Raw genomic sequence first — 24,913 nt, 5'->3', positions numbered from 1 at the left:
AGTAATGAATTATTCGGTTATTTCTGGAGATATCGTTTCATCAACAAGTTTAAGCGTTGAAGACAGCAAATTTGTTGAAGAAAACTTGAAAACGCTGCTCAACGATTTGAAAGATGAATTCAACGTTTATGGTCGCATTATAAAAGGCGATTATTTAGAATGTGTAGTTCCAAATGCTTCGGAAGGCTTGCAAGTAGCGCTGGCAATTAAAAGTTTTGTAAAGGCAATTCCCATTGATACCAAAAAATACAAAAAGGAAGATAACCGCGTAAAGCAATTCAAAATACACGGAATACGGCTAGCAATCGGTTATGGCGAATTAAGCCGTTATAATCCCGAAGAAGGCATAATAGACGGCGAAGCAATCTACTTATCGGGTCGAGAAATTAGTGGCGAAACAACGTATAATAAAGAACGCATTGTAATAAAAAACACCTTGTTTTTTGCATCGAAAAACGAAGATTTAAATAAAAATTTCCAACCTTTACTGGCACTGCTCGATGTTTTATTCAGTAAAGCAACCTCAAGGCAGTGCGAAGTTTTGTACCTAAAATTGATGAACAACCAAGAGGAACAAATAGCCAAACGCTTAGGCATAGGGCAATCTGCCGTTAATCAGCATTCCACAAGCGTTGGCTGGAACGCCATTGATGAAGCGGTAAATTATTTTAAAATGATAATTTCAAAGTAGAACTATGGGATTAAAAGAATTATTGCTGCTCCAATTAATTGCACATCTGTGTTTGGACTATTTTTTTCAAACCGATAAACTAGCGAAACAAAAAAATACAATTGGCTTTAAAAGCCCTTTTCTCTACTGGCACGCATTGGCTTGTTTTGCGTTAGCGTGGTTGTTTTCGTTGCAATTTGGTTTTGTTTTGGCAGCGGCAGTAATCGCCGTAACTCACTTTTTGCTTGATGGTTTTAAGCGGCATCTCAATAATAGCAAGTATTTTGGGCGCTATACTTTTTTTATAGATCAAGCCATTCATTTAGCAATCATCGCGATAGTGGTTACATTATTCAATAAATGGCACGGCATAAATCCTTCTATTTCTGTTACACTCAGTTTCAAATATTTGTTGATTATTGCAGGATATCTTGTTTGTTTAAAACCCGCAAACATTTTTATAAAAGAAGTTTTTAAATCCACCGAAATACAAGTTAGTAGCGATAATGAAATGCCGAACGCCGGAAAGGTAATTGGCATTTTGGAACGTATTTTAACGCTCACGCTTATCTTAGTTTCGCAATATTCGGCGGTTGGGTTTTTAATAGCTGCAAAATCAATTTTACGATACGGAAATAACGAAACTCTAAAAACAGAGTACGTGCTTATTGGCACGCTGCTAAGCTTCGGAATTGCTGTTATTGTGGGAATCATTATTAATTTATTGTAAATCATCAACCAATTGCTCAATCGCTTCAAAAAAAATATTGACTCCAATTTTTCTTTTTTAGTTGGAAAAAAACTACTCATCGCCTGTAGCGGTGGATTGGACAGTGTGGTTTTGACGCATTTAATTAAAGAAATAAATTTTGAAATTGCTTTAGCGCACTGTAATTTTTCGCTGCGCGGAAAAGAAAGCGATGGCGACGAAATGTCTGTAATAGGCTTAGCCAATCAATTAGAAATTCCAGTTTTTGTGGAAACTTTCGACACGAAAAAATATGCTGAAGATCATAAAATTTCAACTCAAATGGCGGCTCGTGACCTTCGTTACACTTGGTTTGCCGAAATTTTAAAAGATTTTAAATACGATTATTTATTGACCGCTCACCATTTAGACGATGATTTGGAAACTTTTTTCATCAATCTTTCTCGAGGCACAGGCATAAAAGGACTTACCGGAATTCCGAAGAAAAACAATAAGGTTATACGTCCGCTGCTTGATTTTTCTCGTGTTGAAATTTTGAAATATGCAGAGAAAAATAAATTGAAATGGCGCGAGGATAGCAGCAATAAAAAGGCAGATTATCTTCGAAATAAGTTGCGTTTAGAGGTTTTGCCACAATTTAAAGAATCGAACGATTCGGTGCTGAAAAATTTTCAGAGAACACAACATAATTTGCAAGCTACACAAAATTTGATTGAAGATTATATGGCTTTGATCTATAAATTAGTAGTTTCCGAAGCAACCGATGCCTATAAAATAAACATTCAAAAATTGAAGGAATTGCCGCATCCGGAAGAATTGCTTTATGAGCTTTTAAACGGTTTCGGATTTACGGAATGGGAAGACGTTTCAAATTTACTGAACGCACAAACGGGCAAGCAAGTTTTTTCAAAAACGCATCGTCTTTTAAAAAATAGAGATGAATTATTGCTGAGCGAAATTACCGACGAAAACACTTCCGAAGAAATTTTGGTTTCGAAACAAGGAATAGCTTCACCAATTAAATTGACCATTGAAACTTCAGAATACATAGGTGAAACAGAAAAAAACTTAATTTTCGTCGCTGCGGAAAAGTTAGAATTTCCATTAAAATTAAGAAAGTGGAGGAGTGGCGATAGTTTTCAACCTTTCGGTATGAAAGGGAAAAAGAAGCTGAGTAAATTTTTTAAAGATGAAAAAATTTCGTTGACAGAGAAAGAAAAAATCTGGCTTCTTTTAAGTGGTGAAAATATAGTTTGGGTAATTGGCCACCGCATAGACGACCAATTTAAAGTAACGGAAGACACAAAGGAAATATTCAAAATAACATATCAGAAAAATTAGAAAAAAGGAAAAAATCAATGAAAGCATTCAAGATACTATCGTTATTATTTTTTGTCAGCTTTTTCTCGTTTGCACAGGACGAAAGCTTTGTAAAAGATAATTACAACAAAACGGAAACATCCATCACAATGCGTGATGGGGTTAAACTTTTCACAGTAATTTATTCACCAAAAGACACTTCAAAAAAGTATCCAATACTTTTCCAAAGAACGCCTTACAGTTGCCAGCCTTATAGCGAGGATCAATTTCGTTCAAAAATTTCACCAAACGAATTTATGATGAAAGAAGGTAATATTGTTGTGTATCAAGATGTGCGTGGCCGCTGGATGAGCGAAGGGGTTTATGATAATATGCGCGCGTATATTCCGAATAAAAAAGGCAAGCAAATTGATGAAGCTAGCGACACTTTTGATAGTATAGATTGGTTGGTAAAAAATACCCCCAACAACAACGGGAATGTAGGAATTTGGGGCACTAGTTATCCTGGTTTTTATGCAACTTATTCGTTATTAGACTCGCATCCGGCACTAAAAGCTGTTTCTCCACAAGCAGCTATTGGAGATTTCTTTTTTGACGATTTTCACCACAATGGTGCATATTTATTGAGTTATTGGCGCGCCACAGCATTGTTTGGTTATGAGAAAACAGAACCTACAAACCAATCGTGGTACTCTTTTCCTGAGTTGGGAACAAAGGATCAATATCAGTTTTTCTTGGACGCTGGTCCGTTGAGCAATCTCGATAAATATTATGGTGAAGACAATGTATTCTGGCAACAGTTAAAGGAACATTCTAGCTACGATGAATTTTGGAAGTCACGCGGCATCATTCAACATTTAAAGGACATTAAACCCGCTGTAATGTTTGTTGGCGGACTGTTTGACGCGGAAGATCTTTATGGACCTTTCAACAGTTATCAAGCTGTAGAAAAGAATAGCAAAAATTATAATACTATTGTTTTTGGTCCTTGGAGCCACGGCGATTGGGCACGAACCAATGAACGGCAAGCAATCGGGAATGTCTATTTTGGCGATAATATTTCGCGCGATTACCAACGTGATGTTGAGACGAAATTTTTCAATCATTTCTTAAAAGATAATGGAAAGGGAGAAAGTAGTTTACCCGAAGCTTATATGTTTGAAACGGGAACTAATCAATGGAAGTCGTATAAAGAATGGCCACCCAAAAACACTGAAAAGAAGACTTTTTTCCTTCAAAGTGATCAGCGTTTAAGTAACGAAGCTGATAAAAGTATTTCATTTGAAGAATTCGTCAGCGACCCTAAGAAGCCTGTACCTTATTCCGAAGATATTAAAATGGTGTTCACCCCCAGAAAATATATGACGGATGATCAGCGCTTCGCTGCTCGCCGACCAGATGTGTTAATTTACGAAACACCAGTTCTAACCGAAGATATTACCATGGTCGGTTCCATTCTCGCTAAATTAAAAGTGGCAACTACGGGCACCGATGCTGATTGGATTGTAAAGGTGATTGATGTTTTTCCTGCCGATGCCGAAGACTATCAAGAAACGCAGGAATACTTAAAAATGAGCAACTATTTTATGATGGTTAGAAGTGAAGTTATGCGCGGACGATTTAGAAATAGTTTTAGCAATCCGGAACCTTTTATTCCAAACGAAAAGACTGAAGTGAACATAACTCTTCAAGACATTAATCACACATTTAAAAAGGGACATAAAATTCAAATACAAGTGCAGAGTACTTGGTTTCCGTTGATAGATTTGAATCCGCAAACCTTTGTTCCTAATATTTTTGAAGCTAAAAAGGAAGATTTCAAAAAACAAACCCACAAGGTTTATAACGATTCTTCCATCGAATTTATAATGTTGAAAAAATAACAAAACTGGATAAAAACAAGAATCCCAGCCTATTGGCTGGGATTCTAAAACAAACCTAACTTAGTAAACTTTAAAGTGCACTAAGAATATTTTCTATCCCCACAAAAAATATTGCCTTGTGCATTATCCACTAATTCTATAGTTCAAATATAAGACAGGATAAATTCCTACGCTATACGTACTAACACGTATATTTAATCATTAATCTTTAATAAATTTTAATTGGTATAAGCTATTATTATGCTTCGCTTTTATAATGTAAACGCCATTTGAAAAGTGCTCCACATTAATCTCGTCGCCTTTTTTATAAAGCTCTTTTTGCAGAATTAATTTTCCTGTAATATCAAAAATGGAAAATGCATCTATATCTTTATTAAATTTTATTGAATGACTTGATGGGTTGGGGTAAGTGTAAAATTCTTCAACAGAAAATTCTGGAACAGACAAAACTGAAAATTCATTAGCATAAACAAAGTATTCTCCAGGCTGAAGCGTAATTGGCGTATTGACATTGTTAACCGTTATTTCTGAATCATCTATTAAATTAAACCAACTGCCGGTTTCCTGAAAAGCAGGAACAATATCTTGTGGGATGATATTAAAGTTACCCAAAACGGTTATATACTTAATTTCACTTCCGGTGGCAGAAGCATCAGTAATTTGAATTTTTTTAAGTCCGTTTGTGTTTGAAACATCCATTGTAAAATCGGCGCTTCTAAAAATTGGTTCTGCCTTTTTTAACCGAATAAGTTTGGCCCATACAGCTCTTATATCGTTTCGGTCAGCATTTGTGTGATAATTGATATTCCAAGGTATTGGCTTAGGATCTACTCGACAATCTGGATTATTGGTTCCATTTTGGCAATAGTTTATGCTAAAATCATATCCTAATTCTCCAAATTGCCACAACATTTTTGGTCCCGGTACTGTAAAGAAAAAAGCACCGCCCAATTCCATACGATCCATAGCGGTTTCAAAATCTTTCACATTGTAATTGGCATTGCCGTTTCCGTATTCTAGATTTTTGAAATTTAATCTTTCTTCATCATGACTTTCCATATATCCTACTGCAGAAGGAGTTGACCAGCCTCGATTTTGATATGATATTCCAGAAAAATTTGAATTCTGGTTATATCCCATAGTGGCTTCATTATAATTGTAATTATGATTGCTCCACACCATCATTCCCGGCTCATCGGGGTCTCCCGTGGCTCTATGGTTAATGAGTTCTGTTTCTTCAGAATTGGGCGCAAAATGTTCTAAAATGGTGTATGCAGTAGGATCCACGGCGCGAATTTGATTATACATACGTTCTAATATTGCAATACGTGAAGCGTCATAACTACCGCCATCGCCAACGGTGTTTGTAAACCCTTTCGTAAAGTCGAATCTGTATCCGTCTATATTGAATTCAGTTAACCAATATTCGTTCAATTGATCAATATAATGCTGTGTGGCAGTAGATTCGTGGTCTATATCATTAAAAAATTGAAATGACGTATTTGGATCTGTAACATTAAAAAATGGATTTTCAGGCGTTGCCGCACCTTGATAACATCCGTTACAATCGTTCCACATTCTATAATATGGGTTTTGGCCAGTTGCGTGATTATAAACAACATCAAGAATTACCGCAATTCCGCGTGCATGACAAGCATCAACAAGTGCTTTTAAACGGTTTTTTGTTCCGTAGTATTTATCAGAAGCCATATGAAAACCTGGGTTATAGCCCCAGCTAATGTTTCCGTCAAATTCATTTACAGGCAATAACTCAATAGCGTTTATTCCCATAAATTGTAAATAGTCAAGTCTGTTGATGATTGCATCGTAGCTATGGTCTTCGTCGAAATCACGAATTAGAAGTTCATAGATTACTAAATTGTCTTGGGGAGGTCTTTGAAAATCATTTATTTGCCAATTGTAAGGCGTTTCATTTACTTTAAACCAACTTATTGCAAATTGAGTTTTTCCGGATGGATAGGATGGAATATCGGGGAATGTATCCTCATCAATATACGCATCGTCGTTTTCATCTAAAACATACGTAGAGTAGGGGTCTGCAATTGTTATTTGACCATCAACTACATATTGAAAAAGAACGTTGTTATCGCCAGTATTTAAGCCTGTAAGTTTGATCCAAAATCTATTTTGCGAAACATCTTTTTTCAGAAGAAATGTATTGGAAAGTCTCCAATCATTACTGTTGAAATTTCCAATTACGTGTACAAAGTTTTTGTTTGGAGCATAAAGCACCAAAGTTGCTTCATCTGGATTGTTTGGATTTAAATTTATACCATCTTTCATCCCTGCTGGTACCGAAGCTGTTTGGGTATTTGGAGTGAGGATTACATTAAATGTTTTGGTTACGGACGTACCAGAAACTGGGTCCGTAGCTATAAGTTCAAAAAAAGTATCTTGATTTATTGTGCGATTGGTGTTGAAGTTGGTAACGTTATTTTGTGTGAAAACGGAGGTTCCATTAGCCAATAAATTAAAGTTTGCAGCAATATTTGCAGTTGCAGAAACCGAAATAGAACTTCCAGAATTTACAATTGTATTATGTTGTGCGGGACTGTTTAGAGTAACCTGTAATGTACCAACCTCAGCATAATAATCTTGAGTTTTACGTTCTCCATTTCCAATATCAGTTGCATTTTTGGCCTTTGCCAATATTCCTATGCGTCCAATATCTGGGTCTCCATAAAACGTAGCAGGGGTAAGGGTATAGGAGAATGTTCCATTCCCGTTATTCGTGAATTTCTGACTTTCACTGGAATTGTCCCAACTTCCATTGGTTGGCGAATCCCCAGCTTGGTTGTCGTTAAGATCATAATACCAAGCCCATAGATAGATATCGTTTACACCCCATAATGCAGGATCTATGTTTGAAACCGTTATGGTAATTTGATCTGAAGAATCAAAAAATGAAGGATCTATTGAAAAAGTCGCATTCTGAATTTGAGCATTTACCTGTAATGCAGTACACAACAGTAAAATTCTAACTAATATATTTTTCATAACAAGAAATATTAAATTAAAAAAGGAGGGGTTTTAATACACCCTCCTTTTTTACTTAGAAAACAAAATTAACACTGATTTTTAAGTTTAGATTTTTCTATTGAAGCTCCAAAGTGTATGTATATTGTCTTGGGTTGCTTAAATCTAAGGTAATAAGGTAAGTACCTGATGCAGGAACACCAATGTTATCACCACCAAACTCTAAGCTTCCGTCAGCTCCAGTGTCACCCATATTTAAATCCCATGCATCGTTTGCGCGGAATTTCATACCATTATCTGTTGGCACTTGCTCGGTTAATTCAAGAATAAGAGTCCATAGACCAGTGGCTTGATCGTATACCATATCTGTATCGCTATCCCATCCTGTTGGAGTTGCGTTACCAATAACGCCCCAGTTAGTTAAGGTAGCATTGTAAGTTAAATCTGCGGTATTCGCTTTCATCAAATAATATCCTGAAGGTGAAGTACAGTTTGATTCATCTGTTTCAACTAAAACACCTGTAAATGTACCATCATCGCCCCAGTCAGTATTGCCCCACATAAAGTTACCATCTGCGTCTGGAGCCAAAAATTTGTACTCACCATCTAACCAGACAAAACCTTCATAATTTGTCGCTCCTGTTGCAGAAGCAGCCATATGAGGTGCAGTTGGTGGATCCCAACCTTGGTGGTTTCCAGGAACAGCAATCATTGGTAGCATTGGACCTTGATCATCGGTTGCTTCTGACCATTCTAAATTGATAGCTTGTACACTAGAAAAGTTTTCCATCCCGCCAGCTCCAATATATGCACGAACACGTACATATACAGTCCCTGTGTTTGGATTATCAGTTAATGGGTCGTTATCCATACCAATTGCAGTTGCATAGCCTAACATATCACCAATAGTAATTGCATATTCTGAAACAGTAGTAGATCCTTCGGTTTCAAAAATTTCGAAATCTACGGTTGTAGACCATTCAAAATCATAACTAACATTTGTAGGTTCGCCAAAATCTGAAGATTCCCAAGTAAAACGCTCACCGATATTAGTAGCAGTTCCTTCGGTTAGTATATATTTTGAAAGCACATTATTTGTAAAAATAACTCCTTCTGTTTCTTGAGCCACAAATACCACATCGTCTTCCGTTTCGCAAGAACTTATTGAGAGTAATGTGATTCCTAAAAGTAAAAATATTGAAAGTTTTTTCATTTCTTAAATTTTATAAATTAATAGCCAGAATTTTGAACTAAATTTGGGTTAACACTTAAATCGGTATCGGGTAGGGGCATTAGGTCACGAAAAGCTCCAGTTGTTGTTCCTTGAGGAACATTTCCTTTAAAAGGCCATACTCCGTGATCTGAAAATTGGTCGAAACGAATAAGATCTGTTCTTCTATGCGCTTCCCAGTGAAGCTCTCTCGATCTTTCTGCTAAAACAAAATTCATTGTTAAGTCAGATACGCCAATGTTTCCACTAGTATCTCCGTATGCGCGTAGTCTAAGTTGGTTAATATATTCTACCGCGGTTGAAGTGCTTCCACCGCCACCATTAATAACTGCTTCAGCATACATTAAGTAAACATCTGCCAAACGGAACATAGTGAAATCTGTATCTGGATGATCGTTTGGATCTGATCCCGGATTGCCATTTACATCTACATTTTTGAATTTTTCAACAGCATAGCCATCTTGAAAATTTGCAATGTTGTTTATTTCTTTAGATTGATTTTCTGTAAAGAATCGAGCTCTGCCATCAGCAGAATTTTCTTCGCCAGGAAATTGTTCTACAAAGGTAGAGGTGGTTCTAATTCCAGCCCATCCACCATTAATGCCGAATAAAGCAGGATTCATATCGCCACCCACGGCAGCGTGTATTAGGAATGTCATTCCTCCAAACGATTTTGTTCTAAGACCATCAAAAGGAACTACAAAAATTGATTCGGCTTGGGCGCCATTACTATTATTATCTGCTAAAAATAAATTTTCATAAGGTATTGGTGCAATACTGTAACCAGCTCCAATAACTTTGTTGCAATACGTTAAAGCGTCAACCATACGGTCATTACCTGTGTAGACTTCAGAATTCAAATATACTTTAGCCAATAATGTCCAAAGTGCACCTCTATCTGCTCTTCCGTATTCATTTTGTTTTGCAGGAATCATGCTGGCTTCTATATCTAGAAGTTCAGTTTCTACATAATTAAACAAATCTGACCGCTGAATTTGAGGAGGTAAAAAGGCTCCAACAGCATCGTTTTCGGTTACAAATGGTGGGTTTCCGTAAAGATCCATAAAGTGCCAGTAACTTAAAGCTCTCATAAAACGAGCTTCAGCTCTATAGGTTTGAATCTCTGCGCGTAACTCGCTACTCACACCTCGACTGTCTAATAAATCTGGAGTTGTCTGTCTTAAAAATTCGTTGCAGAGCGCAACTTGATACGCAATACGAGCATACATTGTTCTGATGAATTCATTACCAGAAGTCCAGTTTTGTCCGTGAAGGTCACGAATAGTACCGTCGTTCCAGCCCATTACAGCTTCATCTGTAGTAAGCTCCTGCATCATCCAATAAAGTCTAACATAGTTTGAAAAACCTTCGTCAAGACCTTCCAAATCTGGTTGGCCGGCAGGCCCTTCTTGTCCGCTAAGTGAAAGACCAGCATATATTTTTGCTAGAAAAGCCTTATAGGAAGCGGGATCGTTAAAAGCATTGTCAGACGTATTTCTACCATCTTCGGGGGCAAGATCTAAATTTTTGCTACAAGACACAAAAACAAGTGCGGCAAAAAGGAAGAATAAAGCCTTTTTTAAATTGTTGTACATAGTTATTGTTTATTAATATGTGAAATTAAATCCAAGAACAAAACCACGAGGTCTTGGGTAAAAGTTATTATCTATCCCGCTAGAAATTTCAGGATCTAAGCCGTCGTATTCAGTAATAGTAAAAACATTAGTTACTGTTGCCGTAGTTCTTAATGTTATTTTTTCGAATGGAATTGTATATGCAATCGAAATATTATCCATTTTTACGAAATCAGCTCTTTTAATATAATAATCTGAAAAGTACTGCGCATCGTCAAAATTTGAATCAAGAACACTAGTGCTACCATTTTCAAATACATTACCAGCAGATTCAAAGAATTTTCTGTAATATCCAGTACTTGATTTTACGTTGTCGTATACATAGTTTCCTAGTCCACTTCGTAAAGTAAAACTAAAATCAAACTTTTTATAACTCATACTAGATGTAAATCCAAGATAAACATCTGGAGTTGCTTTTTTATAAGCTTGCTTGTCTGCTTCTGTAATTTGATTATCACCATTTACATCTACGTAAGCACCTTCAATTGGGTTTCCAGCATTGTCATAAACTTGACGAAAAACAAAAAAAGTAGTTGGATCATATCCCGGTTTCCAAAGTTGGATTTTATTACCCACCCCACCACTAATTGTTCCTTGCGGAATAAAGTAGTCTGGGTCGCCACTCAAATTAAGTTTTGTTATTTCAACTTCCTGTAAGGTAGCATTTGCATTTACATCCCATTGAAAAGTTTTTGAGTTAACTAGTGCCACATCAATACCTAATTCAAGACCACGGCTTTCTAATTCACCTACATTGGTGGTTAAAAAGTCTGAAAGATTAGATCCTGCAGCGGTAGGAATACGTGCCAATAAATCTTTGGTTTGTTTGTAATAACCATCAACACTAAAATTTAATCTATCGTTGAAAAAACCAAAATCCAATCCTGCATTATATTGTGTAGTTTCTTCCCACTTCAAATTTTCATCAAACTCTTCTGGTCGAAGTGTATTGTAAAATTCATCTCCAAATTGAACACTAGCAGAATTTAAACCTGGGGTATATATACCAAGATAGCCATAATTCTGACCAATTTCTTGATTACCTGTTATACCATAACCACCGCGAACCTTTAAAGTGGAAAACGTGCTACTGTCTTTCATAAAGCTCTCGTTATTAATTTTCCAACCTACAGAAACGGCAGGAAAGTTACCCCAACGATTGTCTTCACTAAAACGTGATGAACCATCCCGTCTGTAGCTAGCAGAAATCAAGTATTTATCTAGAATATTAAAACTGGCTCTTCCAAAATAAGACTCCAAACTGTTTCTGTCAATAACGGTAGGTCTTGTTACTAGAATTCCTTGTTCTGTTTGTTGTCTATCAGATTGAATATAGAATTCTTGATAGGTATGCCCTCCGGTTAAATCATATTCAGTGCTAATTGCCGAAATAGTATTCTTATAATTTAAGAGTAAATCTAAATTGGTATTTCGGTTAAAACCTGTATAAAAGTTTTTATAGGTTCCGAATTCTTGAGAAGCTGAAGTACCGAGTATATATTGTTGTCCATCAATTTCAGAATAATCAAAACCTGCGTTAGAAATAAACCTAAGTTCTGGCAAAAATGGAAAACGATAATCAACATTTAAGTTTGAAATATTTCTTTTATTACGCGCTTTATTTTGATTTTGTTTCAAAAGTGCCACAGGGTTTCTAGGAGCCAATTTAATTGGATCGCCATTTGGTTGCGTGTATTCAAAGTATCCATCAAATGGACTGTTTGCATCGTAGATTGGCTGAGTTGGGTCAAAATTAGTAGCTGCTCCAATTGCACCATTATCTGCATACGTATTATCATCAAAACTACCGATGGACGTAAGTCTCAATTTTAAACTATTATCAAGCAAACTACCGTCAAGATTTAAAGTAATGGCGTTACGAGTATATAAATCTGTTAGCAACACACCTTGTTTATTGGTATTGTTATAATTTACTCGATATGAAAAGTTTTTGAAACCTTGTGAAAGTGTAAGGTTATGTATTCCGCCATTGGCAGTTCTGTAAATTTCATCTTGCCAATCTGTATTGCTATTTCCTAATTTTGTAGCATCTTGAGCAGGATTATCTGCAATTAATTTTCGAAAATCATCTGCGTTAAAAACAGACACTTGGTCTGTTATCTGGTCTGCAGAAAATTGGAAGCCGTATTCAACCTTTAAAGGAGCTCCTTTTTTTCCAGATTTTGTAGTAATAAGGATTACCCCGTTTGACGCTCTTGAACCATAAATAGCAGTAGCAGATGCATCCTTTAAAATAACAAAGTTTTCAATTTCGTTAGGGTTAATAGAGTTAAGTTGATTTCTAACCCCTTGTACTCCTCTTTGATCTAATGGAATACCATCAACCACAATTAAAGGCGAATTGTTTGCGGAAAGCGATGAACCACCACGAATCCTAATTTCGGAACCTTCACCGGGCGCACCACCGCTAGTGGTAATACGTACACCGGCAGATTTTCCCGAAAGAAGTTGGTCTGGCGAAACAATAGATCCTTTATTGAAATCTTCTGCACTTACTTTCTGAACAGCACCGGTAGCGTCCTGTTTTTTTGTAGAACCGTAACCAATTAAAACTACTTCGTCCAGTATAGATGTGTCTTCTTGCATACCAATACTTATAGTTGGCTGACCAGTATATGTTACCTCCTGAGGTGTGTAACCTATATAGGAATATGTTAAAACTGCGCCAGTAGTAAGACCTTTGATAGTATATTTTCCATCAAAATCGGTCGTTACCCCATTTGTTGTTCCTTTTACAATAACATTTACACCTGGTATCGGTAAGTTAGACGTGCCGTCTGAGACCGTTCCCGATACACTTTGGGCAATAGCCGCCAAAGGAAAGAGTATAAGAAGGAATAATAAACTTTGTATGATTTTTTTCATTTTAGCTTAAATTGTTAATTTAGAATGATTTATAAGATTATATTTTTACTTCCTGCTCCAAATTTAACAGAAAATACATCATATCATAACGTTTCTTTAACACTTGGGCTTACGAAAACGTTTTCGTGTTGATAAGTTTATCTTATTTAACATTATTCGCATTCTAAAGGCTCTTTTTTGAGGGATTAAAAATTCTAAAGCAGCAATTTTAAATATTCTTTAATACCTTTAGAACTAATAATTGATACCAAAACGTGCAGAAATTAACCCTTAAAAAGATTGCTAAAGAGCTAGATGTTTCAGTTTCAACTGTTTCAAAAGCGCTTCGTGATAATCCTGAAATAAGTAACAATACCCGTCAAAAAATTAAAGCCTTCGCTAAGCTTTACAATTTCAAGCCAAACAACATCGCGCTCAGCTTAAAAAACCGAAAAACAAAAACTATTGGGGTTATTATCCCTGAAATTGTTCACCACTTTTTCACCACTGTAATTAGTGGAATTGAGAAAGTTGCAAATGAGCGCGGTTACAATGTTATTATTGGTCTTTCAAACGAATCGTTTACGAAAGAAGTGATTAACATGGAAATGCTTGCCAATGGTAGTATTGATGGCTTTATTTTGAGTGTTTCAAAGGAAACACAGCGTTTGAAAGATTACCATCACCTTACCGAGACAATAGATCAAGGGATGCCAATAGTTATGTTTGATCGAACGATTAGTGAAGTAAAATGCGACAAAGTGATTGTGGATGATGTGGAAGCTGCTCGTAAAGCTGTGCTGAAATTGCTAGATATGCAGTGTAAAAACATTGGAATAATAACTACACAAGACCACGTAAATGTTGGAAAGCTTCGCACCAGCGGCTATGAAAATGCGTTGCAAGAAAGAAATATTCCGATGAATCAAAATTTCATTTTAAAACTTTCTGATGATGTGAATGACGAAAATCAAATGGAAGCTTTGGAAAGAGAAGTGGGGCGGTTTTTATCTGAAAATCCACAACTTGACGGAATTTTTGCTGTGAATGAAATTTATGCCATTACCGCAATGAATGTAGCTAGGAAATTAGGTAAAGAAATTCCGAAATCTCTTAAAGTAATTGGTTTTACAGATGGTCTATTATCTAAATATTCCAATCCAAGTCTAAGTACGGTTAGTCAACACGGAAAAGAATTGGGTGAAAAATCTGCTCATTTGCTCATCAATAGAATTGAAAATGAAGACGTTGAAAACGATTTTGAAACTGTAATTATTGAAACAGAATTAATAGAAAGAGAATCAACTTCTAAAATTTAACGTTCGCATATATAAAAATTTATATATTTACACCCTTAGACTATCGAGACTATATTTTTACTTCCCATAAAAATGTTTTGATAAGTCGCAGTGCTTATCGAAAGACCAAAAGTTATCGATATGCAAAAACCTAAATTAAGTTTTTGGGAAATCTGGAACATGAGTTTCGGTTTCTTGGGCATCCAATTTGGCTTCGCCCTTCAAAATGCTAATACTTCAAGAATATTTGAAACACTGGGCGCGAGCTTGGACCAAATTCCAATTCTTTGGATTGCGGCTCCTGTTACAGGTCTAGTTGTTCAACCTATTATTGGGTATTTTAGTGACCGAACGTGGACACGTTTGGGAAGAAGGCGACCTTACTTTCTTGTTGGTGCCATACTTTCATCTATTGCACTTTTTATAATGCCGAATTCTCCCACACTTTGGATTGCGGCAGGTACTTTATGGATTATGGATGCGTCCATAAATATTTCTATGGAGCCATTTCGTGCTTTTGTGGGTGATAATTTACCAGAACGCCAACGCACTTTAGGTTTTGCCATGCAGAGCTTTTTTATTGGGGTTGGAGCCGTTGTGGGATCTTTATTGCCTTATGTCTTCACTAATTGGATTGGTTTGGATAATACGGCGCCCGAAGGCATTATTCCGCCATCGGTAAAATGGTCGTTTTATGTGGGTGGAATTGTTTTTCTCTTTGCAGTACTTTGGACGGTCTTTAAAAGCAAAGAATACACACCCGAACAATTAGAAGCATTTGAACATTCTAAAATGGCTTCAAAACAGGCTGTTTTAGAAGGTGTTGAATTGGAGGAAAATATAAAAAAACAATTTTTAATTGGTTTAACCTTTCTGATTGTAGGTTTAGGGGCTACAACTTTTCTTTATCTAGAAAACTTAGACAAAACACTCTACATCCTCTTTATAGGTTTAATAGTAGCGGGTATCCTTTTTATTATTGTTTCGCAACTTCGGAAGCAAAAAACACGAAATGGTTTTACCATAATTATAACAGATTTATTGAACATGCCAAAGACGATGCAACAATTGGCTTGGGTACAGTTTTTTTCGTGGTTTGCACTTTTCAGCATGTGGATTTATACCACTCAGGCGGTTACAGGCCACGTTTTTGGCACGCATGATACTACTTCAAAAATATATAACGACGCAGCAGATTGGGTGCCGGTTATGTTTACCGTGTACAACGGTGTTGCAGCGGCCGTAGCATTTTTGCTACCAGTTTTGGCAGCAAGAACAAGTAATAAATTCACCCATTTATTTGCACTTTGTATGGGTGGTTTAGGCCTAATTTCAATTTACTTTTTAAGCGATAAAGTTGGTCTTTTACTAGCAATGGTAGGAGTTGGTATTGCTTGGGCAAGTATCTTATCTATTCCATATGCTATGCTTTCGGGATCGCTTCCGGCTGCCAAAATGGGCTATTATATGGGTGTCTTTAATTTTTTCGTGGTAATTCCACAAATTGTTGCAGCAACCATCCTTGGTTTTATTGTCAAAAACCTTTTTAATAGTGAACCAATATATGCACTTATTATAGGAGGCTTTTCTATGATACTTGCAGGAATACTAACGCTTCGCGTAAAAACTCAAAAACGAATAAATATAAATGAATAATCAAAAAGGCTTCATATTTGACCTTGACGGTGTTATTGTAGATACTGCAAAATACCATTACCTAGCTTGGAAAAAATTGGCAGATAGTCAAAATATTCCTTTTTCAGAAGTGGAAAATGAACAGTTAAAAGGCGTTAGTAGGATTGCCTCGTTAGAGAAAATTCTTTCGTTGGGAAATATCGTTTTATCTGAAACCGATTTTGATAGGGTAATGGCTGAAAAGAATCAAGATTACCTCGATTATATTTCAAAAATGGATGATTCTGAAATTTTACCAGATGTGGTAAAAGTTTTGAATTATTTGAAGGAAAATAATCAATCATTGGCACTCGGTTCGGCAAGTAAAAACGCTCGGGCAATTCTTGAAAAGGTGAATCTTTTGGATGCTTTTAAAGTAATTGTAGACGGTACTAATGTTTCAAAAGCAAAACCTGATCCCGAAGTGTTTTTAAATGCGGCGAAACATTTAAATATTGAACCCAAAGACTGTATTGTTTTTGAAGATTCGCTGGCTGGTATAGAGGCTGCAAATATTGCAGGAATGATAAGTATTGGTATTGGAGAAAAAGAAATCTTAAAAGAAGCAGATTACGTTTTCAGAAATTTTACTGAAATGGATTCCACTTTTTTGAAACAATTAATTGAACGTTAAAAGAATTTAGAATTATAATGAATCAAGATTATATAAAACCAAGCAATTGGTCAATAATTGAGGAAGGTTTTGATAAAACCCGAGTACAATCGTCCGAAAGTCTTTTCAGTCTTGGCAATGGTGTCATGGGTCAGCGTGCTAATTTTGAAGAGGATTATTCTGGCCCCAGTTTTCAAGGAAGTTATATCGCGGGGGTTTATTATCCTGATAAAACCCGAGTGGGTTGGTGGAAAAACGGCTATCCAGAATATTTTGCCAAAGTATTGAATGCGCCTAATTGGATAGGTATTTCGGTAAAAATAAATGGTGAAACTTTAGATATTAATAAATGTAAATCTATCTCAAACTTCCGTCGTGAAATGAATATGAAAGAGGGCTTTTACCTGCGCTCTTTTAATGCGACCCTTCAAAATGGAGTGGAAATTAAGGTTGAAAGTACCAGAATACTTTCATTAGATTTTGATGAATTAGGAATTATCAATTATGAAATTGTTCCGCTGAATGAAGATGTCGAAATTATTTTTGAACCCTATTTGGATGCTGGTATAACTAATCAGGATACCAATTGGAATGATAAATTTTGGGATACTTTACAAATTTCTACAGAAAATAATTGCGCTTTTATTAGATCGCGAACAATGAAAACAGATTTCAATATCTCTACGTTTATGGGGTCTAAATTGTTTCTGAATTCAAAGGAAATTGATGCCAATCCGTTGAAGCAACAAACTGACAAAAAAGTTGCATATCAATATAGAGTTAAGGTTAGCGAAGGTGAAACTGCTGTTCTTCAAAAATATGCTGGATATACCGTTTCGTTATATCATGATAATGAAAATCTAAATAATGTAGCTAAAGAAATTATCGCCAAAGGGATGTCTCTCGGGTTTTCAAAATTGAAAGAACTTCAAAAAGAAGCTTGGGCGAAAATCTGGCACATGGCAGATATTGAGATTATAGGCGATATAAAGGCGCAACAAGGAATTCGATTCAATATTTTTCAGTTAAATCAAACCTATTTAGGGAAGGATTCCCGACTAAATATTGGTCCAAAAGGCTTCACTGGCGAGAAATACGGCGGAAGCACTTATTGGGATACAGAAGCTTATTGCATCCCATTTTATATGGCAACCAAAAATTATAGTGTAGCCAAAAATTTATTGGCGTATCGTTACCGCCATTTAGAAAAAGCCATTGAAAACGCTGCAAAGCTAGGTTTTACAAATGGTGCGGCTCTTTACCCAATGGTAACTATGAATGGTGAGGAGAGTCATAATGAGTGGGAAATAACTTTTGAGGAAATCCATAGAAACGGCGCAATTGCTTTTGCTATTTTCAATTATCACCGCTTTACAGGCGATTTTGAATATATAGCTCAAAAAGGAATTGAGGTATTGATTGGTATTGCCCGCTTTTGGTTTCAGCGCGCAACTTTTTCAAAAGAGAAAAACAAGTTTGTAATTTTGGGAGTTACTGGCCCGAATGAATATGAAAATAATATAAATAATAACTGGTACACAAATTATATTGCTGCGTGGTGTATTAAATATACGCTAGAGAATATTCAAATTTTGGAAAAGGAATATGATAGCGATTATGTTCGTGTTTTGAACAAAACAAAGCTTTCAAAAGCTGAGCTTTCAAAGTGGAAAGAGGTTTCGGAAAACTTGTATTTCCCTTATTCAGAAAAGCTCGATGTTTATTTACAACAGGATGGTTTTTTGGATAAAGAACTAAAGCCAGTTTCAGAGCTTAGCGATGCAGAAAGACCTATAAACCAAAAATGGTCTTGGGACAGAATTTTACGTTCACCCTATATAAAACAGGCCGATGTGTTGCAAGGATTTTACTTTTTCGAAGATCATTTTTCAACAGAAGAACTTAAAAAGAATTTCGATTATTATGAACCTTTAACCGTTCATGAATCATCACTATCGCCTTGTGTACATAGTATTTTGGCTGCAAAACTGGGCAGGATGGAACAGGCGTATCAGTTCTATTTGCGAACGTCTAGATTAGATCTTGATGATTATAATAAGGAAGTTCACGAAGGCTGTCATATTACGAGTATGGCTGGAACTTGGATGAGTATTGTGGAAGGTTTTGGCGGAATGCGTGTTGTGGATGGAACACTTTCCTTCACTCCTCAAATTCCAAAACAGTGGGAAAAGTATAAATTCAAAATAAATTTTCGAGGTAATATTATAACAGTTTGTGTATCGCACACGGCCCATAAATTTACCTTAGAAGGAGATTCTGAATTGCAAATTTTCGTTAATGAAAAGCCCATTGTCATATTACCAAATACAGAAATAACTGTTTAATTATGAAGTATTATTTAAGTGCTATAATTTTATTTTTCACCATAAATCTATTGGCGCAAACTCCAAAAGTGGAGCCTCCATTTTGGTGGAGTGGTATGAAAAACAGTGAACTTGAACTTCTTTGTTATGCAAAAAACATTCAAAACTTTGAAGTTTCGGTTGAAGGCCTAAAAATTCTAAGAATTGAGAAAGTTGAAAACCCTAACTATGTTTTTATTACGGTTGATACTAAAAATGTAACTCCTGGAATATTTCAATTAAAATTTCAAAAAAACGGTAAAACTCAATTTTCCTATAAATATGAGTTGAAACAACGCGAGAATAATTCTGCCCAACGTAAAGGTTTTGATGCTTCTGATGCAATTTATCTTTTAATGCCCGATCGTTTTGCCAACGGAAATCCAGAGAATGATTCTGTAAAAGAAATGGCAGAAAAAGCAGACCGAAGCAATCCCGGCGGACGACACGGTGGCGACATTAAAGGAATTATTGACAATTTGGATTACCTCGAAGACTTAGGTGTTACTGCGCTGTGGAGTACGCCAATGCTAGAGGACAATGAGCCCACATATAGCTACCATACCTACGCTCAGAGCGATTTCTATAAAATTGATCCGCGTTACGGAAGCAATGCCGATTATAAAAAATTGGCGGACGAAATGCATAAAAGAGACATGAAATTAATTATGGATTACGTAACCAACCATTGGGGTAGCAAGCATTGGATTGTTCAAGATTTGCCTTCCAAAGATTGGCTTCACTATTGGCCTGAAGGGGAAAATGGTTTCAAACGCAGTAATTATCATATGAGTACGCAATTCGATTTAAATGCTTCTAAAATAGATGCTGTTAATTGTATGAATGGCTGGTTTGATGTAACCATGCCGGATATGAATCAGGCTAATCCTTTGCTTCAAAAATATATGATTCAAAACGCGATTTGGTGGATTGAATTTGCTGGTTTGGATGGGCTTCGTGTTGATACATTTTCATATAACGACAAAGACGGAATCGCAAATTGGACTCAGGCAATTATGGACGAATACCCAAATTTCAATATTGTTGGTGAAGTTTGGATGCATAACCAAGCGCAGATTGCTTATTGGCAAAAGGATAGTAAAATCGCGGCTTTACAGGATTACAACTCAAATTTACCTTCAGTAATGGATTTTACGTTGCACGATGGAATTATGACTATGTTTTCTGAAAATGAAGGTTGGGATACGGGTATGCAACGTGCCTATGACAACTTTACCAACGATTTTTTATATCCAAACATCAATAATGTTTTAGTGTTTGCGGGCAATCACGATACGGAACGGATTAATCAAATTTATAAGGAAGATATCGCCAAATATAAGTTGGCGATGACGCTTATTTTAACCGTTCGCGGAATCCCGCAATTATACTACGGCGATGAAATAGGAATGACAGGAACTCGCGAAAAAGGCGATGGAGATATCCGTAAAGATTTTCCGGGTGGCTGGGCAGTTGATGCTCAAAACGCATTTAAAAAAGAAGGAAGAACTGAAACTCAAAATGAGTATTACAATTTTTTAAAAAAGGTTCTCAACTGGCGAAAGTCGAAAAGTGTGATGCACACTGGCAAATATCTTCATTATCTGCCGCAAGAAAATGTTTACGTCTATTTTCGATATAATGATTCAGAAACCGTGATGGTTGTTTTAAATAATTCAGATCAACCAAAATCAATTGCGCCAGAAAGATTTTCTGAAGGATTGAAGGGCTCTAAAACGGGCAGAGATATTATTTCTGACAAAGAAATTTCCTTAGCAACACAAATTACAATTCCAGCAAAAACTTCAATGATTATTGAAATCAAATAATGATTACTATGAAAAACATCCTCTTTTTTGGCATTCTTTTTCTTTCGATTATTTCCTGTAACAAGAAGGAAGAAAATAACAATTGGAAGGCATCGGTTATAAAAGGAACTGCTACTCCAATGTATTTGAAAAATGCTGAAGACACCCTTTTGTTATCTGATTACTTTCTGAAAGTTTCTGAAATCGATTCAGTGGAAAGCAACAATTTTTTAAAATTTGAACTTCAAAAGGAGAACAATTTATTGAAAATTCAAACTGCAGATTCCACACCGTATGCTTCAAATATTCGTATTTGGGTTAAAGGAGTTGCCAATGATATTCCTATTTTTAAAAGTGAAAAGCAAACGGTTGCTATTACAATTCCAGATAATGAAAAAAGGTATTCAGATTTAAAAATTAAGGGTGAATTCAATAGCTGGCAACCTATTGAAATGAAGTATTCCGATGGTAATTGGAAATTTGAAACCACCGTTTCCGGCGGCGATTATCAATATATTATAATTAATAACGGCAAGGAAATGCCCGATCCGGCAAATTCGAAAACTACATCGAATGGAATGGGAGGCACAAATTCTTTGCTTTCCATACCAACAAACGAAGCTGAATTAGCGGTACTTGAAACTAAAAAAGTTACTGAAAACGGATTTTCATTTTCTTCAACAAAACCGCTTACTAATGTTTTGGTTTATTTGGATAATGTTTTGCTTTCTTCCGAAAATGTAAAGAGTGAAGGAGATTCCTATTCGGTGAAAATTCCCAAAACTGGAAACAAACGAGATTATGTTCGGGTTTATGGGGCCAATTCATTTGGAAGAACGAACGATTTATTAATTCCACTTGAAGACGGAAAAGTAATTACAGATGCTTCAAAATTAACCCGAACCGATTTTCATTCTCAAATAATGTATTTTTTAATGGTAGATCGTTTCCGTGACGGAGATCCTGAAAACACCAAAAAAGTAGTTAACGATAGCATTTTGCCAAAAGCGAACTATTACGGCGGTGATTTGCAGGGCGTTTTAGATAAAATTAATGAAGGTTATTTTACCGATCTCGGTATCAATACAATTTGGCTTTCGCCAATTACCCAAAACCCAGAAGGAGCTTACGGTCTTTGGCCAGATCCGCTCACAAAATTTTCCGGATATCACGGTTATTGGCCTACGAGCAGTTCTAAAATTGATTACCGTTTTGGAGATGAAGCGCTTTTCAAAGTACTAATTGCAGCCGCCCACGAAAAAGGGTTGAATGTAATTTTAGACTATGTTGCAAACCACGTTCACAAAGAACATCCGCTTTACAAAGAGCACCCAGATTGGGCTACTGAGTTGTATTTGCCAGATGGAACATTGAATACTGAGCGCTGGGACGACCACCGATTAACTACTTGGTTTGATACTTTTATGCCAACTTTAGATTTCAGTAAGCCTGAAGTTGTTGATAAAATGACAGATTCTGCGGCATTTTGGGTAACTAATTACGATTTAGATGGGTTCCGTCACGATGCCACAAAACACATTCAACTTGAATTTTGGCGAACTTTAACCCAAAAGGTAAAAGAGCGTACAGACAGACCTATTTTCCAAATAGGTGAAACTTACGGCAGCCCTGAATTGATAAGAAGTTATATAAATACAGGAATGCTAAATGCCCAATTCGACTTCAATTTGTATGATGCTTCTATAAATGCATTTGCAACAGACGCGTCATTTGATAGGCTTTCAAATACTTTGCAACAAGGTTTAAAATATTATGGTTACCATAATGAAATGGGTAATATCACCGGAAATCAAGATCGAGCCCGATTTATTACCTACGCTTCTGGAGATTTACGTTTTGACGAAGATGCCAAAAAAGCTGGTTGGACCCGAGAGGTTAAAATGAGCGATACAACTGCTTATAATAAGTTGGCAATGCTGCAAGCTTTCAACCTTACAATTCCTGGAATTCCCTGTATTTATTACGGAGATGAATACGGAAGCATTGGCGCTGGCGATCCGGATAATAGAAAAATGATGAAGTTTGAAGGACTTGATTCCCACGAAAAAAATCTTAAAAAGAGAGTGGAAGAGTTGGTGAAACTACGCCGAAATTCAATGGCTTTGCAATACGGAAACACCGAAATTGTACGCGCCGACGAGAATATTATGATTATAAAAAGAAGCTATTTCGATGAAACGGTAACTATTATTTTTAATAAATCGAAAGCGGATTTCGTTTATGAAAACACTTCAGTTCCATTTAACGATTTCAAGATAATTCAAACCAAATAAAGTTCAATTGATGAAAAAAATAATTATAGCACTGGCAGTCATTTCGCTATTTGCAGCCTGTAAAAACGAAAACAAAAATATGAATGCTTCAACCGAAGCAATTGTAAAAGATAGTCTTCCGCCAATAAACGATTCGGTTTTGGAAAACGCCGTTATTTACGAAGCGAATATTAGGCAATATTCTGCTGAAGGAACTTTTAACGCCTTCACAAAGGACATTTCGAAACTGAAAGAATTAAATGTGAAGATAATTTGGTTGATGCCTATTTTTCCAATTTCGGAAACAAAAAGGAAAGCTACTGGCGGTGATTTTGCAAGCAAGATTGAAGATTCTGTGCAACGCAATAAAATGTTGGGCAGTTATTACGCCGTAACAGATTATACGAAAGTGAATCCCGAATTTGGAACGATGGAAGATTTACGCACTTTAATTGATACCGCACACGAAAATGGAATGTATGTAATTTTAGATTGGGTGCCAAATCATACGGGCTGGGATCATATTTGGATAAAAGAGCATCCAGAATATTACACGAAAAATTCTAAAGGTGAAATTACTGATCCGTTAAATGATGATGGTACTTCTGTGGGTTGGGAAGACGTTGCAGATCTGGACTACTCCAATGAAGGCTTACAAAAAGAAATGATTGAGGATATGGAATATTGGATCACCACCGAAAAAATTGACGGTTTTCGATGCGATGTTGCAGGCTCCGTGCCAACTGCATTTTGGGAGAAAGCTATTCCGCAACTTCGTTCCAAAAAAGATATTTTTATGTTAGCAGAAGCTTGGGAGCCCGAGCTTTTAAAAGAAAATTTATTCGATATGGCTTATGGGTGGGATTCACATCATGTTATGAATGAAATTGCGCAAGGCAAAAAAGATGTCTCTGCTTTTGATGCGTATATTAAAAAGCGCGATTCATTGTATGAAAAGGATGATATCTTGATGAATTTCATAACCAACCACGACGAAAATAGTTGGAACGGAACTGTAAAAGAACGAATGGGCAACGCCAGCGATGCGATGCTTGCTTTAACTTACACTATGCCCGGCATGCCTCTAATTTATAGCGGTCAAGAATATGATCTTAATCACAGACTTTTATTTTTTGAAAAAGACAGTATCCCAAAAACAAAAGGAAAAGCCTGGCCTTTACTTGAGAAATTAGGAAAACTTAAAGCTACCAAAGTCGCTTTGGAAGGTGGAAAAAATGCAGCTTCTTTTGAAAGAATAACAACTTCAAATGACGCCAATGTATTAACTTTCCGAAGAAAAAAAGGTGAAAGTGAAATAATCTATTTAGCGAATTTATCAAAAGAACCTTTAAAATTTAAGCTAAATATTTCAGGAACATTTCAAAATTTAATAAGCAACGAAACCATCAATATGGCTAAGGATCAGGAATATTCATTTGCTCCTTGGGAATATTTAATATTAGAGAAATAATGGAAAAACCCAATCGCGGGCTTTTTTTATTAGTTATTAACCGAAAACGTTATAGTAATTTTTTAATATTGGAAGAATAATATTAAAAACTTAGCTTTACCACA

15 protein-coding genes are annotated in these 24,913 nt (G+C 36.1%); 11 read left to right on the top strand and 4 right to left on the bottom strand.

Going from position 1 to position 24,913, the window contains the following annotated elements; translation table 11 throughout:
• The first annotated feature begins 4 nt into the window (after positions 1–4).
• Genes AC3RVF_RS03755 through AC3RVF_RS03740 form a run of 4 tightly spaced genes read left to right on the top strand, consistent with a single transcriptional unit; the run spans position 5 to position 4,582 of the window.
• Positions 5–691, top strand: a complete 687-nt coding sequence (locus AC3RVF_RS03755; protein ID WP_489691046.1) for a fumarate hydratase — start codon at positions 5–7, stop codon at positions 689–691.
• Between the two features lie 4 nt (positions 692–695).
• Positions 696–1,400, top strand: a complete 705-nt coding sequence (locus tag AC3RVF_RS03750) for a DUF3307 domain-containing protein (protein ID WP_489692798.1) — start codon at positions 696–698, stop codon at positions 1,398–1,400.
• Positions 1,401–1,412: 12 nt separating this feature from the next.
• Positions 1,413–2,720, top strand: a complete 1,308-nt coding sequence (gene tilS, locus AC3RVF_RS03745; RefSeq protein WP_489691048.1) for a tRNA lysidine(34) synthetase TilS — start codon at positions 1,413–1,415, stop codon at positions 2,718–2,720.
• Between the two features lie 17 nt (positions 2,721–2,737).
• Positions 2,738–4,582, top strand: a complete 1,845-nt coding sequence (locus AC3RVF_RS03740) for a CocE/NonD family hydrolase (protein WP_489692797.1) — start codon at positions 2,738–2,740, stop codon at positions 4,580–4,582.
• A gap of 201 nt (positions 4,583–4,783) precedes the next feature.
• On the opposite strand, the gene AC3RVF_RS03735 is transcribed toward AC3RVF_RS03740, so the two are convergent.
• From AC3RVF_RS03735 to AC3RVF_RS03720, 4 genes are all read right to left on the bottom strand, one after another.
• On the bottom strand, positions 4,784–7,600 hold the full coding sequence (locus AC3RVF_RS03735; RefSeq protein WP_489691050.1) for an alpha-amylase family glycosyl hydrolase: 2,817 nt from the start codon (positions 7,598–7,600) through the stop codon (positions 4,784–4,786).
• 97 nt (positions 7,601–7,697) lie between these two features.
• Positions 7,698–8,792, bottom strand: coding sequence for a SusE domain-containing protein (locus tag AC3RVF_RS03730; RefSeq protein WP_489691051.1), 1,095 nt, complete (start codon positions 8,790–8,792; stop codon positions 7,698–7,700).
• 17 nt (positions 8,793–8,809) lie between these two features.
• Positions 8,810–10,405, bottom strand: coding sequence for a RagB/SusD family nutrient uptake outer membrane protein (locus AC3RVF_RS03725; protein WP_489692796.1), 1,596 nt, complete (start codon positions 10,403–10,405; stop codon positions 8,810–8,812).
• Positions 10,406–10,417: 12 nt separating this feature from the next.
• Positions 10,418–13,330, bottom strand: coding sequence for a SusC/RagA family TonB-linked outer membrane protein (locus AC3RVF_RS03720; protein WP_489691053.1), 2,913 nt, complete (start codon positions 13,328–13,330; stop codon positions 10,418–10,420).
• A gap of 254 nt (positions 13,331–13,584) precedes the next feature.
• On the opposite strand from AC3RVF_RS03720, the gene AC3RVF_RS03715 reads away from it, so the two are divergent.
• The 7 genes from AC3RVF_RS03715 (at position 13,585) to AC3RVF_RS03685 (ending at position 24,809) form a co-directional block, all read left to right on the top strand.
• Positions 13,585–14,628, top strand: coding sequence for a LacI family DNA-binding transcriptional regulator (locus tag AC3RVF_RS03715; RefSeq protein ID WP_489691054.1), 1,044 nt, complete (start codon positions 13,585–13,587; stop codon positions 14,626–14,628).
• Positions 14,629–14,748: 120 nt separating this feature from the next.
• On the top strand, positions 14,749–16,263 hold the full coding sequence (locus AC3RVF_RS03710) for an MFS transporter (protein WP_489691055.1): 1,515 nt from the start codon (positions 14,749–14,751) through the stop codon (positions 16,261–16,263).
• Positions 16,256–16,915 carry a beta-phosphoglucomutase gene (gene pgmB, locus AC3RVF_RS03705; RefSeq protein ID WP_489691056.1) on the top strand — a complete coding sequence of 220 codons (660 nt, stop codon included), beginning with the start codon at positions 16,256–16,258 and terminating at the stop codon, positions 16,913–16,915. The genes AC3RVF_RS03710 and pgmB overlap by 8 nt, the downstream gene beginning before the upstream one ends.
• Positions 16,916–16,932: 17 nt before the next feature.
• Positions 16,933–19,239 (top strand): glycoside hydrolase family 65 protein, encoded by a 2,307-nt coding sequence (locus AC3RVF_RS03700; RefSeq protein ID WP_489692795.1) that lies wholly within the window; start codon positions 16,933–16,935, stop codon positions 19,237–19,239.
• A gap of 2 nt (positions 19,240–19,241) precedes the next feature.
• Positions 19,242–21,086: a glycoside hydrolase family 13 protein gene (locus AC3RVF_RS03695; RefSeq protein ID WP_489691058.1), complete on the top strand. Its 1,845-nt coding sequence runs from the start codon at positions 19,242–19,244 to the stop codon at positions 21,084–21,086.
• A gap of 8 nt (positions 21,087–21,094) precedes the next feature.
• Entirely contained in the window at positions 21,095–23,359 is a 2,265-nt protein-coding gene (locus AC3RVF_RS03690; protein WP_489692794.1) for an alpha-amylase family glycosyl hydrolase, read from the top strand.
• Positions 23,360–23,369: 10 nt separating this feature from the next.
• Positions 23,370–24,809, top strand: a complete 1,440-nt coding sequence (locus tag AC3RVF_RS03685) for an alpha-amylase family glycosyl hydrolase (RefSeq protein ID WP_489692793.1) — start codon at positions 23,370–23,372, stop codon at positions 24,807–24,809.
• Positions 24,810–24,913 lie beyond the last annotated feature (104 nt).

Source organism: Aequorivita sp. IT1183, assembly GCF_058068265.1.
The sequence above is the reverse complement of the archived record's forward strand: the minus strand, read 5'-3'. Positions and strand labels throughout refer to the sequence as shown.